This window comes from Flavobacterium sp. 123, from assembly GCF_003634825.1.
Taxonomy (GTDB): Bacteria; Bacteroidota; Bacteroidia; order Flavobacteriales; family Flavobacteriaceae; genus Flavobacterium.
In genome coordinates, this window is sequence record NZ_RBXD01000001.1 from 874,452 (window position 1) to 887,303 (window position 12,852).

General features: G+C 33.7%; 13 protein-coding genes. 3 read left to right on the plus strand and 10 right to left on the minus strand.

From position 1 onward, the window contains the following. Positions 1-58: 58 nt before the first annotated feature. The 3 genes from clpX to C8C88_RS03990 form a co-directional block, all read right to left on the minus strand. Positions 59-1,291: an ATP-dependent Clp protease ATP-binding subunit ClpX gene (gene clpX / locus C8C88_RS03980; RefSeq protein WP_121336873.1), complete on the minus strand. Its 1,233-nt coding sequence runs from the start codon at positions 1,289-1,291 to the stop codon at positions 59-61. An 86-nt stretch (positions 1,292-1,377) separates the two neighbouring features. Then, positions 1,378-2,052: an ATP-dependent Clp endopeptidase proteolytic subunit ClpP gene (clpP, locus tag C8C88_RS03985; protein WP_121336874.1), complete on the minus strand. Its 675-nt coding sequence runs from the start codon at positions 2,050-2,052 to the stop codon at positions 1,378-1,380. A 280-nt stretch (positions 2,053-2,332) separates the two neighbouring features. Next, positions 2,333-3,658 (minus strand): trigger factor, encoded by a 1,326-nt coding sequence (locus tag C8C88_RS03990; protein WP_121336875.1) that lies wholly within the window; start codon positions 3,656-3,658, stop codon positions 2,333-2,335. Positions 3,659-4,159: 501 nt separating this feature from the next. Here C8C88_RS03990 and C8C88_RS04000 point away from each other — a divergent pair. Both C8C88_RS04000 and C8C88_RS04005 read left to right on the plus strand, forming a co-directional pair. Next, positions 4,160-4,687 (plus strand): alpha/beta hydrolase, encoded by a 528-nt coding sequence (locus C8C88_RS04000; protein WP_121336877.1) that lies wholly within the window; start codon positions 4,160-4,162, stop codon positions 4,685-4,687. Positions 4,688-4,985: 298 nt separating this feature from the next. Beyond that, positions 4,986-5,666: a hypothetical protein gene (locus C8C88_RS04005; RefSeq protein WP_121336878.1), complete on the plus strand. Its 681-nt coding sequence runs from the start codon at positions 4,986-4,988 to the stop codon at positions 5,664-5,666. Positions 5,667-5,727: 61 nt separating this feature from the next. On the opposite strand, the gene C8C88_RS04010 is transcribed toward C8C88_RS04005, so the two are convergent. The 7 genes from C8C88_RS04010 to C8C88_RS04040 form a co-directional block, all read right to left on the minus strand. Further along, positions 5,728-6,546, minus strand: a complete 819-nt coding sequence (locus C8C88_RS04010; RefSeq protein WP_121336879.1) for an MOSC domain-containing protein — start codon at positions 6,544-6,546, stop codon at positions 5,728-5,730. A 76-nt stretch (positions 6,547-6,622) separates the two neighbouring features. Beyond that, positions 6,623-9,148 carry a heavy metal translocating P-type ATPase gene (locus C8C88_RS04015; protein WP_121336880.1) on the minus strand — a complete coding sequence of 842 codons (2,526 nt, stop codon included), beginning with the start codon at positions 9,146-9,148 and terminating at the stop codon, positions 6,623-6,625. A 56-nt stretch (positions 9,149-9,204) separates the two neighbouring features. Next, positions 9,205-9,594, minus strand: a complete 390-nt coding sequence (locus C8C88_RS04020) for a heavy metal-binding domain-containing protein (RefSeq protein WP_121336881.1) — start codon at positions 9,592-9,594, stop codon at positions 9,205-9,207. Between the two features lie 167 nt (positions 9,595-9,761). Further along, positions 9,762-10,118, minus strand: a complete 357-nt coding sequence (locus C8C88_RS04025) for a hypothetical protein (protein WP_147403440.1) — start codon at positions 10,116-10,118, stop codon at positions 9,762-9,764. A 79-nt stretch (positions 10,119-10,197) separates the two neighbouring features. Beyond that, positions 10,198-10,542 (minus strand): phage holin family protein, encoded by a 345-nt coding sequence (locus C8C88_RS04030; RefSeq protein ID WP_121336883.1) that lies wholly within the window; start codon positions 10,540-10,542, stop codon positions 10,198-10,200. Positions 10,543-10,591: 49 nt separating this feature from the next. Then, positions 10,592-11,359 carry an alpha/beta fold hydrolase gene (locus C8C88_RS04035; protein ID WP_121336884.1) on the minus strand — a complete coding sequence of 256 codons (768 nt, stop codon included), beginning with the start codon at positions 11,357-11,359 and terminating at the stop codon, positions 10,592-10,594. Between the two features lies 1 nt (position 11,360). Then, the gene (locus tag C8C88_RS04040; RefSeq protein WP_121336885.1) at positions 11,361-12,074 is read right to left on the minus strand and encodes a pyridoxine 5'-phosphate synthase; all 714 of its coding nucleotides are present in this window, start codon (positions 12,072-12,074) and stop codon (positions 11,361-11,363) included. Between the two features lie 114 nt (positions 12,075-12,188). On the opposite strand from C8C88_RS04040, the gene C8C88_RS04045 reads away from it, so the two are divergent. Further along, positions 12,189-12,848: a CBS domain-containing protein gene (locus C8C88_RS04045; protein ID WP_121336886.1), complete on the plus strand. Its 660-nt coding sequence runs from the start codon at positions 12,189-12,191 to the stop codon at positions 12,846-12,848. Positions 12,849-12,852: the final 4 nt, after the last annotated feature.

Consider the following 12,852-nt stretch of genomic DNA (forward strand, 5'->3'; position numbering starts at 1 on the left):
AAGCTCAAAAACATACATTTTTGAGCTTTATTTGATTTTTTATTGAGCCTGAAATTATTTATGATGCAATTTCCAATCGTTTCAATAAATTTTTATTCAAGGTTTCTTTTGCATATTCTTTATCAATTTCTAATATTTTAGTATCAGAACTTGGTAATTCGTACATCGCATCGGTTAAAATAGCTTCGCACAAAGAACGCAATCCACGAGCACCTAATTTATACTCTAATGCTTTGTCAACAATAAAATCCAAGGCCTCATTTGTAATAGTGAATTCAACATCATCCATCAAAAATAATTTCTCGTATTGTTTGATTAAAGCATTTTTAGGTTGTGTCAAAATTGCGCGCAAGGTTTCTCTATCCAAAGGATCCATGTGTGTCAAAACTGGTAAACGACCAATAATTTCTGGAATCAATCCAAAATCTTTGATGTCTTTTGGGATAATGTATTGCAACAAGTTGTCTTTGTCAATATTATCTACATTTTTAGATGTACTGTAACCAACCGCTTGACGGTTCAATCGTTTTGAAATAATACGTTCAACTCCATCAAAAGCACCACCAGCAATAAACAAAATATTTTGCGTATTTACCTCAACAAATTTTTGGTCTGGATGTTTACGTCCTCCTTTTGGGGGCACATTTACAACGGTTCCTTCCAATAGTTTCAATAATGCTTGTTGCACTCCTTCACCAGAAACATCACGTGTAATAGATGGATTGTCACTTTTACGAGCAATTTTATCTATTTCGTCAATGAATACAATTCCACGTTCTGCTTTGGTTACATCATAATCAGCAGCTTGAAGCAAACGTGTCAAAATACTCTCCACATCTTCCCCAACATAACCTGCCTCTGTAAGAACTGTCGCATCTACGATAGCCAAAGGAACATCTAACATTTTTGCAATGGTTTTAGCCACTAATGTTTTTCCAGTTCCGGTTTGTCCCACCATGATGATATTACTTTTTTCAATCTCAACCTCATCGTCTAATTGCTGTTGCATCAATCGTTTGTAGTGATTGTAAACGGCAACCGACATTACTTTTTTAGTTTGGTCTTGCCCAATTACATATTGATCCAAGAACGCTCTAATTTCTTTTGGTTTCTTCAAAATCAAATCTCCAATCAGCTTTGAACTTCCACTGGATTTTAATTCCTCCAAAACTATTCCGTGCGCTTGTTCGATACATTTATCACAAATATGTGCATTGATACCAGCAATCAATAAATTGGTTTCTGGCTTCTTTCTTCCACAAAACGAACACTCTAATATTACTTTTGCCATTATTTTAGTCTAATGTCATAAAGCCAAAAGTCGTAAAGTCTTAGCAATGCTTTTGACTTTTTGACTTTTGACTTTCGACTAATAATTTATCCTCTTATTAAAACCTCATCAATCATTCCGTATGCTTTTGCTTCTTCAGCAATCATCCAATAGTCGCGTTCGCTATCGTTATGTACTTTTTCAAAAGTTTGTCCGGAGTGGTGAGAAATGATTTTGTACAATTCATCTTTTAATTTCAACATTTCACGTAAGTTGATTTCCATATCTGTAGCAACTCCTTGAGCACCACCTGATGGCTGGTGAATCATTACTCTTGAATGTGGTAATGCCGAACGTTTTCCTGCTGCACCTGCACATAAAAGTACTGCTCCCATTGAAGCTGCCATTCCTGTACAAATAGTTGCTACATCTGGTTTGATGTATTGCATTGTGTCGTAGATTCCTAGTCCTGCGTAAACGCTTCCTCCTGGAGAATTCAAATAAATCTGAATGTCTTTTGAAGCATCTGCACTTTCTAAGAATAATAATTGTGCTTGAACGATGTTAGCAATTTGATCGTCAATTCCTGTTCCCAAGAATATAATTCTGTCCATCATTAATCTTGAAAAAACGTCTAATTGTGAAATGTTCAACTGACGTTCTTCAATAATATAAGGAGTCATATTTTTAGGAGTCATAGCGCCTACTATTTTGTCATAATATAGGGCATTTACTCCTTGGTGCTTTGTAGCAAATTTTTTAAATTCTTTACCGTAGTTCATTTTTTTTATGTTTAAAAGTTTGAAAGTCTAAAGTCTGAAAGTCAGTTAATCCTTAAGGCAAAGTTCATACCTTTCTATAAATGATGCCAATTTGTCTTCTTTAAATGTTTAATAAGTTTCAGATTTCAAGCTCTTGAAATCTGAAACTTATTAAACAAAAGAGCGCCAAAAAATATTTTTTCTGACGCTCAAATATAACTATTTTTTATTGTTTAGTCTTTGTAATAAAATCATAATTTTTGACTTTAAACTTTAAGACTTTTGACTTTATGACTAAAATTTATTCTCCGTATGAAGCGGCAATAAATTCTTCATAAGTAACTTCTTTAGTTGTTGGATTTGCTTTTTCTTTGAACAATTCTAACAATTTAGCTGCTACAACTTGATCTGAAAGTCTTTTTACTTCTTCTTGATTTGACAAAACTCTTGCTACAATTCCTTGAACTTCTTCGTCAGTAGGATTTGTTTGTCCAAATTGTGCCATTTGTTGTTTGATTGCATTAGTAGTAAACGTTTTCAAATCTTCAAAAGTGATTTGAATGTTACTTTGTGCCATTGCTCTTCCTTCGATTAATTGAAAACGCAATCCTTTTTCAGAACGAGCATATTCTACTTCAGCTTCTTCAGCAGAAAGTTTTTTCTCCCCTACAGTTTGCAACCATTTTTTAAGGAATTCAGCAGGCAAATCGAATTTTGTATTTTCGATTAAGAACTCAGTTACATCACCTAATAATTTTTGATCTGCTTGTTGCGCAAATTGAGATTCAGCATCTTCTTTAATTTTTGCTTTCAAGTCATCAATAGTAGCTACATTTCCTTCTCCGAACAATTTGTCGAACAATTCTTGATTCAATTCCGCTAATTCAGCAGTATTGATTGCTTCGATTGTGAAATCAACATCAACATCTAATCCATGAACATCATCATGACTTACTTTTAGGTAATCCATTAATTGATGATCATCTTCAAACAAACCTTTCGTATTTACGGTAACAACATCACCTACTTTTTTACCAATGAATGTATCAGCAGTAGCTTTGTCTTTAAAAAGATCCAAAGCAATAGTAGTTGCGTTATTGATTCCTTTTTCTTCATTTGAAAAAGTTCCAGTAATATCTGAATCTGCTGCTACAACTTCTTGAGCAATTGCTTTTCCAAATTGTTTTTGGATACGTGCTACTTGACCATCGATTAATTTATCGTCAGCAGTAACTACATATTTAATAATATCGTTTTTAGCGTCTAAGTCCAATTCAAAATTTGGAACCAAACCAATTTCGTATTCGAATACTAATTCTTCAGCATCCCAATCCAAGTTTTCGTTTTCTTTTGCAAGAGGAGTTCCAAGAAGATTTAATCTTTCCGATTGCACAAAACGCTCCAAAGCTAAATCAACAACTTTTTTTACTTCTTCTTGTTTGATAGCACGACCGTATTGTTTTTCAACAAGATCTTTAGGCACTTGTCCTTTTCTAAATCCTTTAACAGTAGCTAAAGGCATTTTTTCATTTATTCTTTTTGCTACTTGTCCTTTGTAATCCATGTGAACAACAGTCATTACAATTGTTTCATTCACAGCGTTTATAGCTACTCTTTTGATATCCATCTTCTTCTTTAATTTACATAATAAAATTGGGTTGCAAAATTATAAAATTTTTACAACCCAAACAAGCTTTTTATTCACGATCCTAATCCCAAAGCGTAAGGACAGGACGGGACTGAATTTTAAACGGTTATTTGACCAAATCCCAACACAAAAACAGAAAATAATTTGGGCGTGACCCTCCAGATTGCTTCGTTGTTCCTTCTCGCAACTGCGGGTCAGGCTGTACGTTCCCGCTTTTTATGGCCTGCCAAAAAAAAGCAGCCCATAAAAGAGCTCCACTGCCATCCTTCACGCGAGCCGAAGTATTCAAGAATATTAAGTTGTTTTTATATTTTGTAAGAAAAAATTTAATATATTTGAAATAGCTAAAACGAAACAAACATGCGCATAACATGCCAATTTATAACAAAAAGAGGTGGTTTTATACGTGTATAAAGTAGTTGGTAGCAATGCAAATCGGCAAAACACTAAAATTCAAAGTAAAAAAAATATTTATACTAAATGACTAATTATTTACTTGTGCCAGGACTTGGAAATTCAGGACCAGAACATTGGCAGACATATTTTCAAAATTCAGGCGACAATTTTTATAGAATTGAACAACAAGAGTGGGACGCACCAACTTGTGAAGAATGGATAAAAACTATTGACAAGAAAGTTTCAGAGTTTGACCTTTCAACTGTTGTACTTATTGGACACAGTTTAGGTTGCTCGACAATTACACATTGGGCGACAAAGTACAAGAGACAAATTAAAGGTGCATTACTTGTTGCACCAAGCGACCTTGAAGCACCACAATACACTTTTCCGGCGACAGGTTTTGCACCAATTCCACTTGACAAAATAAATTTTAAAACAATCGTTGTTGCAAGTGCAGACGACATTTGGGTTTCGTTGGATAGAGCAAAATTTTTTGCGAACAGTTGGGGGAGTGAATTTATAAATATTGGTAACGCAGGACATATCAATGCAGTTTCGGGACACACAAATTGGGACGAAGGAATGGAGATTTTAAAAACACTCGGTTGACAAAATGCACTGCTACCAACAGGGGTTTTGCAAAAGCTGGGCTTCAGTGCTAAATTGAACATTTGTGCAAGGTTCAACAGCAGTAATTTTATTGAACTTTTGTGCTGATTTCCCGCCCGAACGCAAATTCCCAAACCGTTTTGCGTAATATTAAAAAAGCTCCTTGGAAGAACCAAAGAGCTTAAGTAAAATCTTTCACTTAATTACGTTTTCTTATAAGAAAAGAGGCTTGATTAAGCATTACAGTACAAATATAAACATTGATTTTTGTAAAATCAATGTTTTTAAGAAAAAATTAATGGAATATAATAAGCTTGAATACTATCTTTCTCAACCTAGATTAAACAAATTTCTATTAGCTTCTGGTAATTCGAAAATAAAAGCTCAAAAATTATACCGTGCAAACTTAAGGGTTTCACAATCGTTTTATCCCATATTAAATTTATTTGAAATATTTTTAAGAAACATTTGTAATTACCAAGTATCAGCACATTTTGCAAATCCAAATTGGATAATTACCGAGAAAAATGGTTTTATGAGCGACCTTTCATTAACTGGCTCAAGATTTTTTCTTAAAAATTCAATCCTAAGTGCCGAAAGAACAATAAAAAGAAAAGGAGGATTATTAACCGCTGGAAAAGTTGTTGCTGAACAATCTTTTGGTTTTTGGACAAGTCTATTTGACACGCATCACTATCGACTTATTGGTGGAATCGTAATACACTCATTTAATAATAAACCAGCAGAAACTAATAGAAACAAAATAAGTCAAAAACTCAATAGAATAAGAGAATTCAGAAATAGAGTTTATCATAATGAGCCTATTTGTTTTAACGGGAATGTAATAGATTTTACATATGCAGAAAATATCAAAAATGAAATCTATGAAATGTTAAGTTGGATTGATGGCGATTTAAATGACTACGTTGAATATTTTGACGCAATTGACAATAAAATAAGTATTGCTAAAAAGATATAAAAACACATAACAACTACTAAAACATACACAAAATAATTTAGCAAATTTAACCAACCTAGTTTTACTTGCTACTCAAAACTTGCACTTCATCTCCCACATTTAAAGAACCGTTTTGTACACCCAACAAATTTTGACCAAACAAGACTTTGTTCCCGACTTTTCTATATTTTGAAAGGGCTAATAGCGGATCTTTTCCCGATTTTTTACCTGATTCTTGATCAATTGTAATTACCACACAGCGTCCGCAGGGTTTTACTCCAAAAAAAGAAACCGTTCCAATCTTAATTTCTTTCCAAGATTCTTCTTCATAAGGTTTACCTCCTGTAAAAACAAAATTAGGACGAAACCGATTCATAGGAACTGCTGCAGTCAACCTCGAATTCAAATCCTCCAACGAAGCTTGCCCAATCACTAAAAAAGGATATCCATCCGAAAAAGAATTGATTTCATTTCCAGTAATAGCATATTTTGGACTCACTTTTCGATGACTATCTTCGGGCATGTAGACTAACCTTACTTTTAATCCCAGCATTTTTGTAAACCAATCATTTGCTTCTTTACTCACTTCATACGCTTCAATAACATCATCCCAAACGGTTACTCGAATCCTTTTCTCGATTTCGGAGAAAGATTGTAAAAGCGGAATTTGGATTTTATCTTCTTTAAACCGATGTGTAACAGACAAGAAATCGCCCTCAATTTCCGTTTGAAAAAGAGCCATTTCTGGATGTTCTCGTTGCGACTGAAACAATCCGTTTTCATCAACTAACAACCAGCGTCTATCGTGTTCTAAACCGCGATCCGTTACTAGTGCTTGCTGAAGTTTAATTCCGCCTAATGATTTTATTGGATAAATCCAGATTTCTGAAAGTTGGAGCATAAAGTATTTTTTTCAAAATTAGTCAAAATAATAGTTAACCAAAATGAAATGAAGGCGTCAAAATTCCAAATTTAAATTACAACTTACTATTTCGCAATCGAAGCGCATTCCCAATTACTGAAACCGAACTAAAACTCATGGCTAAAGCTGCAAGCATAGGTGAAAGTAAAATTCCAAAAACAGGATACAAAACACCCGCGGCAATAGGAACACCCAATGCATTGTAAAAAAAGGCAAAAAATAAATTTTGCTTTATGTTTTTCATAACGGCCTGACTCAACATTTTAGCTTTTACAATGCCTTGTAAATCTCCTTTTACCAAAGTAATCTTAGCACTTTCAATAGCAACATCAGTTCCCGTTCCCATGGCAATTCCAATATCGGCTTGCGCCAAAGCTGGAGCATCGTTTATCCCATCGCCCGCCATGGCAACAATTTTCCCTTCGGACTGTAAGCGTTTAATTTCCTTCAGTTTATCTTCCGGCAAACAACCTGATTTATACGAACTCAAATGCAATGTTGACGCCACAGCTTTCGCCGTATTTTCGTTATCGCCAGTAAGCATAATCACTTCTACTCCTTGGCGCATCAGTTCTTTTATGGCTTCAACACTTGTTGTTTTTATAGCATCAGAAATTGACACAAATCCCACCGCAAGTCCGTCCACTGAAATGTAAGAAACTGTTTTTCCTAGTTTTTGCTCCGTAACTATTTTATTTTCAAGTTCCTCCGAAACGGAAACTTTTACTTGTTCCATTAATTTTTTGTTCCCAAGGGCTACTTTTTTATTTTCAACCGTACCAATGACTCCTTTTCCGGAAATTGCTTCAAAATCCTTGACTGCGATTAATGAAACTCCTTTCGCTTTCGCAAAATTAACTACGGCTTGCGCCAAAGGATGCTCGCTATACTGATTTAAAGAGGCGATACTTTGCAACAGAGAATCTTCGTCATTATTTAAAGAAAATACTTTTTCAACCGAAGGTTTTCCTTCTGTGATTGTTCCTGTTTTATCTGTAATTAAAACATTTACTTTACTCATATTTTCCAATGCTTCAGCGTTTTTTATCAAAACTCCTGATTGTGCTCCTTTACCAACACCAACCATTACGGACATAGGCGTAGCTAATCCCAAAGCGCAGGGACAAGCAATAATTAAAACAGCAATAGCATTAATTAATCCATAAACAAGTGCCGGTTCTGGGCCAAATTTTGCCCAAACAAAAAAAGTAACAACCGAAACAAAAACCACAATTGGCACAAAATACTTCGCTATTCTGTCTGCTAGTTTTTGGATTGGAGCTTTTGAACGACTGGCTGAATTAACCATTTGTATAATTTGCGAAAGCAAGGTTTCTGAACCAACTTTTTCGGCAATCATCACAAAAGATTTATTTCCATTAATAGTTCCAGAACTAACGTTGTCTCCTGTTTTTTTATCAAGAGGAATAGGCTCCCCTGTAATCATCGATTCATCAATCGTGCTTTCGCCATCGGTTATTTTTCCATCGACAGGAATTTTATTTCCAGGTTTTACACGCAACAAATCGCCTTTCTTAATATCATGAATAGAAATTACCTTGTCCTTCCCATCAAGAACCAAAACCGCTTCGGTTGGTGCTAATTTCAACAATTCTTTTATAGCTCCACTGGTTTGACTGTGCGCCCTAGCTTCAAGTAATTGACCCAATAAAACCAAAGTCAATATTACTGTGGTGGCTTCAAAATAAAGTGAAACCATTCCGTTATGTGTTTTAAACTCTGCCGGGAAAATAGCTGGGAAAAACATCCCAAATAAACTAAATAGAAAAGCAACTCCAGTTCCAATTCCAATGAGTGTAAACATGTTTAAATTCCATGTTATAATTGATTTCCAAGCACGAACAAAAAACATCCAACCTGCATAGAAAACTACAGGAAGCGATAATAGCAATTGCACCCAATTCCAATTTTCAGTACTCAAAATTTTCATTAATGGATTATCGGGAATCATGTCTGACATGGCAATAATGAAAACAGGAACAGTACATAAAACTGCTATTTTCATTTTGCGTACCAAATCATTATACATCTTATTTTCTTCAGAATCGGTAGGCTCCATTGTTACTAAATCCATACCGCAAATGGGACACGAACCAGGACCATCTTTGATTACTTCGGGATGCATCGGGCAGGTATATTTTATTTTGATAGTAATTAATTCAGGAATTTTTTCTAAATTCATTCCACAAACCGGGCAACTTCCAGGTTTATCATATACTTTTTCGCCTTCACAATGCATAGGGCAATAGTATTTACCCCTAGCATCATCTGCAAAGACTACATTTTCGATAGCATCTTGTTTTTTAGAGCCGCAACAGGATTTTGTTTCGGGCTTATCAGTAGGAGACTCTGAATTATTGATTGTTATTGTATATTTTCCAGCTGCTGATAATGCATCTTGCAATTGAGCAATTGGAATATGTTTTTTCATTTTTAAAGTAGCTATTGGTGGTTGCAAAGAAACATTTGCTTCAATTCCTTCTATAGCATTTAAGGTTTTTTCAACTTTTGAGCGACAACCGTCGCAACTCATTCCAGTTATTATATAGGTATGTTCCATATTAAAATAAAAAAAAATCGGCTCTGAATATTTACAGAGCCGATTTAATACACTTTTTAATGTTCATCTTTCATGTCATGTTTCATATCATGTTTCATATCATGCTTCATATCGCCTTCTTTCATGCTCATTTTCATTCCACATTTAGAACATTTACCTGGTTTATCAGAAGTGGTTCCGTCCATTTTACAAATATATTTTGCTTCGGTCGTTTTTTTCATCTGACTTCCTTTTATAGCAGTATTATGTTTTAACTCTGTTTTTTTTACTAATTCCATTCCACATTTACCACATTTACCTTCTTTGTCACTCATTTCTTTTGGGTGCATTGGACAGGTATACATTGTTTTTTGAGCTTCTTTTTTAGTGATTTTTTGTGTCTCTTGTGCTGACAAAGCTGAACTTACGGCTAAGAATACGCTTAGTACGATAATCATTTTTTTCATTTTTACGAATTTTATTAATTATACATTTGCTTGGCACTACTATTCTTCAACAAAAATAGGTGCTCGGTTTTTATTAAATTACTGTTGTTATTTTAAACTTGCTTCTTGATTAATTGTTTCCTTTCAAAAACCTCAAAAAGACATATTTATGGCTATTCAAAAAACATTTATGCTATTTTAGGAATAACCCAAATAGAACTATAACCGGAAGAAATGGTTGTTTTTGAATAATAAAAATTTTGTTTCTCAATCCAAACAAGATTGACTTTTATATCCATAGGGATGGGCTGAATAACCCCAAAATGAAATATTGAAGATGTGGTTGAATGATTGCATTTACCAGTACAACCGCTGTTTTGCTTGGTACTCGAATTATCGTGAGTTTTACAACAAGATTTCGATTCAGAAGAAGACACTTTGTTACAACCCATATTTTCTACTTTCATAGTACATGCAATGGTTTCATTTGGCACTAAAAAGAGACCAAATAGCAACATTAGTAATATGAAAAAATTTCGAGTCATTTATATCTTTATTGGTTATAAATTTACGAAATTATCGATTTGAAACCGTTATAAAACTGTTAAATTAAAAAAGATATTCTTACTTTTTATCTCCAATTATACCATTCATAATTGATTGTGAAAGCGACAATATTATACTAAACAAAAGGGCTGTCCAAAAAGAATCAACACTAAATCCTCCCACAATTTTAGTACACAATAGTATTATCAAAGCATTAATAACCAACAAAAACAAACCGAAAGTAACAATGGTAAACGGCAATGTAAGCAGTACCATTATAGGTTTTATAAATATATTTAACAACCCTAAAACAAGCGCAACAATAATTGAAGTTGTAAATCCGGCAACATGAACACCAGGCATAAAGTGAGCAATAAACAAAACTAGGGCAGCTGTGACAAGAATTCTGAATACTAATTTCATAGGAATCTTTTTTAAAATTTATTAAATGTAGTTAAAAATCCAATAATTTTTAATCTGCTTTTAAAAAATTACTACTCAATTCATAAAACAAAGATGGGTTTTCGGCATGAAGCCAATGTCCAACATTAGGAATTGTTTGGATAGTTGAATTAGGAAAATGATGTTTTATGTTTTCAAAATCAGCCTCTAAAATATAATTCGAATTTCCTCCTCTAATAAAAAGTGTAGGTTTAGTTGAAATATTATCATCCGGCAATGGCGTTCCTATTTGTTCAATTTTTTTATTGAAAACGGCTAAATTAAATCGGAAAGCTAATTGCCCCGGTTCTTGCCAATAAAGGTTTTTCATCAAAAATTGTCGAGTCCCAAAATCAGCTATATATTCAGATAAGGTTTCTTCAACTGCATTTCGACTTGGCTTTGCAGAAAAATCAACTGCATTTAATCCCGCTAAAATATCCTGATGATGTGGCGCATAAAATTTAGGTCCAATATCCGCAACAATAACTTTATCAACCCATTCTGGATATGTTGTAGCAAAAAGCATTGCTACTTTCCCTCCCATAGAATGTCCAATAATATTAATGTCTTTCAGATTATGATATTCACAATATTCGAATACATCTTGAACCATTAAGTCGTAACTAAACTCTTCTGAATGGAAACTTCGTCCGTGATTACGCAAATCCAGTAAATGCACTTGAAAGCCATCAGAGGCAAATTGCGCCCCAAGAGTTTTCCAATTATCTGACATTCCTAGAAATCCATGAATGATTAAAAGTGGTTTACCAGAACCTTCTATTTTTGAATAAATCATTTTATTTTAATTTTTGCAAATACATATTAACCACATTGTCCAATCCAAGATAAATAGCTTCTGATATTAAGGCATGCCCTATGGAAACCTCCAATAATCCTGGGATATTTTGGTTGAAAAACTGAATATTATCTAGACTTAAATCATGTCCTGCATTAATTCCTAGTCCAAGTTCATTTGCTAATATTGCTGATTTCACATACGGATCAATTCCTCTTTCGTTACCTAATCCATATTCATGTGCAAAAGCTTCTGTGTACAATTCAATTCTTTCGGTTCCAATTTTTTTAGCTCCTTCAATCATTTCGAGAACAGGATCTACAAAAATAGAAGTCCGAATTCCGTTTCGTTGAAATTCTTGAATTATTTCAGTTAAATACGCCTCGTTTTTTACGGTATCCCAACCCGCATTTGAAGTTATTGCATCAACAGCATCAGGAACAAGGGTAACTTGAGTAGGTTTTATTTCGAGAACAAGATCCATAAAACTTTTTTCTGGATTGCCTTCAATATTGTATTCCGTGTAAACAATAGCTTTCAAATCGCGCGCATCTTGATAGCGAATATGTCTTTCATCAGGACGCGGATGAATTGTAATTCCTTGTCCTCCAAATTTTTGAATATCGGCTGCTACTTTTAGTAAATCAGGAACATTCCCACCGCGAGCGTTTCTTAAAGTTGCAATTTTATTGATATTTACACTTAACTTTGTCATATAAACTGATATTGATTTTGATAAAACTATTTTATGGGAGCAAAAATACAAAGTAAAACTTAGGAGTTTTTGCTTATTTTTGATTATTTTGCATGAAATATCGCTGATTGATTTATGACAGAAATTACAAACTATATTACCAATGATTTTAGAGCTATTGACAGTCAAGAAACTATCGCGGCTGCTCAAGAGTTTTTTATAGATTTACACTTTTCACACTTTCCAATTGTTGAAGAGGGAATTTATATTGGTAGTATTGCTGCGGATGATTTAGAGACTTTTGATACGGATAAAAAAGTTGGTGATTATAAATATACTTTGGAACATTTTTTTGCTAGATCAAATATGATTTGGTTAGATGTTTTGGAAGTTTTTGCCAAAAACCACACAAATTTAGTCCCTGTTTTAGATGAAACCAATAAATACGTTGGTTATTATGAGATAGAGGATATCATGAAATTTTTTCATGAAACGCCTTTTCTAAAAGAAGCCGGAGGAATTATTATCATCAAAAAAGGAATTTTGGACTATTCCATGAGCCAAATTACTCAAATTATTGAAAGTAATAACGGAAAACTTCTAGGCTTATTCATATCCGATTCTGACGCTGAAAGCATAGAAGTTACTATCAAAATAAGTTTGGGCGCTATGAATGAAATCATTCAGACTTTTAGAAGGTATAATTATGAAATTGTATCCGAACATCATGAAGATAATTATATAAACAACTTAAAAGAGCGTTCTGATTATTTAGACAAATACTTAAATATATAGTTCA

Coding starts and splice junctions, on each gene's coding strand:
- C8C88_RS04030 (WP_121336883.1), bottom strand. CDS start 10,542: ATGAAATTAGTATTCAGAATTCTTGTCACAGCTGCCCTAGTTTTGTTT.
- C8C88_RS04040 (WP_121336885.1), bottom strand. CDS start 12,074: ATGACAAAGTTAAGTGTAAATATCAATAAAATTGCAACTTTAAGAAAC.
- C8C88_RS04020 (WP_121336881.1), bottom strand. CDS start 9,594: ATGAAAAAAATGATTATCGTACTAAGCGTATTCTTAGCCGTAAGTTCA.
- clpP (WP_121336874.1), bottom strand. CDS start 2,052: ATGAACTACGGTAAAGAATTTAAAAAATTTGCTACAAAGCACCAAGGA.
- C8C88_RS04015 (WP_121336880.1), bottom strand. CDS start 9,148: ATGGAACATACCTATATAATAACTGGAATGAGTTGCGACGGTTGTCGC.
- C8C88_RS04010 (WP_121336879.1), bottom strand. CDS start 6,546: ATGCTCCAACTTTCAGAAATCTGGATTTATCCAATAAAATCATTAGGC.
- C8C88_RS04025 (WP_147403440.1), bottom strand. CDS start 10,118: ATGACTCGAAATTTTTTCATATTACTAATGTTGCTATTTGGTCTCTTT.
- C8C88_RS04000 (WP_121336877.1), top strand. CDS start 4,160: ATGACTAATTATTTACTTGTGCCAGGACTTGGAAATTCAGGACCAGAA.
- C8C88_RS03990 (WP_121336875.1), bottom strand. CDS start 3,658: ATGGATATCAAAAGAGTAGCTATAAACGCTGTGAATGAAACAATTGTA.
- C8C88_RS04035 (WP_121336884.1), bottom strand. CDS start 11,359: ATGATTTATTCAAAAATAGAAGGTTCTGGTAAACCACTTTTAATCATT.
- C8C88_RS04005 (WP_121336878.1), top strand. CDS start 4,986: ATGGAATATAATAAGCTTGAATACTATCTTTCTCAACCTAGATTAAAC.
- C8C88_RS04045 (WP_121336886.1), top strand. CDS start 12,189: ATGACAGAAATTACAAACTATATTACCAATGATTTTAGAGCTATTGAC.
- clpX (WP_121336873.1), bottom strand. CDS start 1,291: ATGGCAAAAGTAATATTAGAGTGTTCGTTTTGTGGAAGAAAGAAGCCA.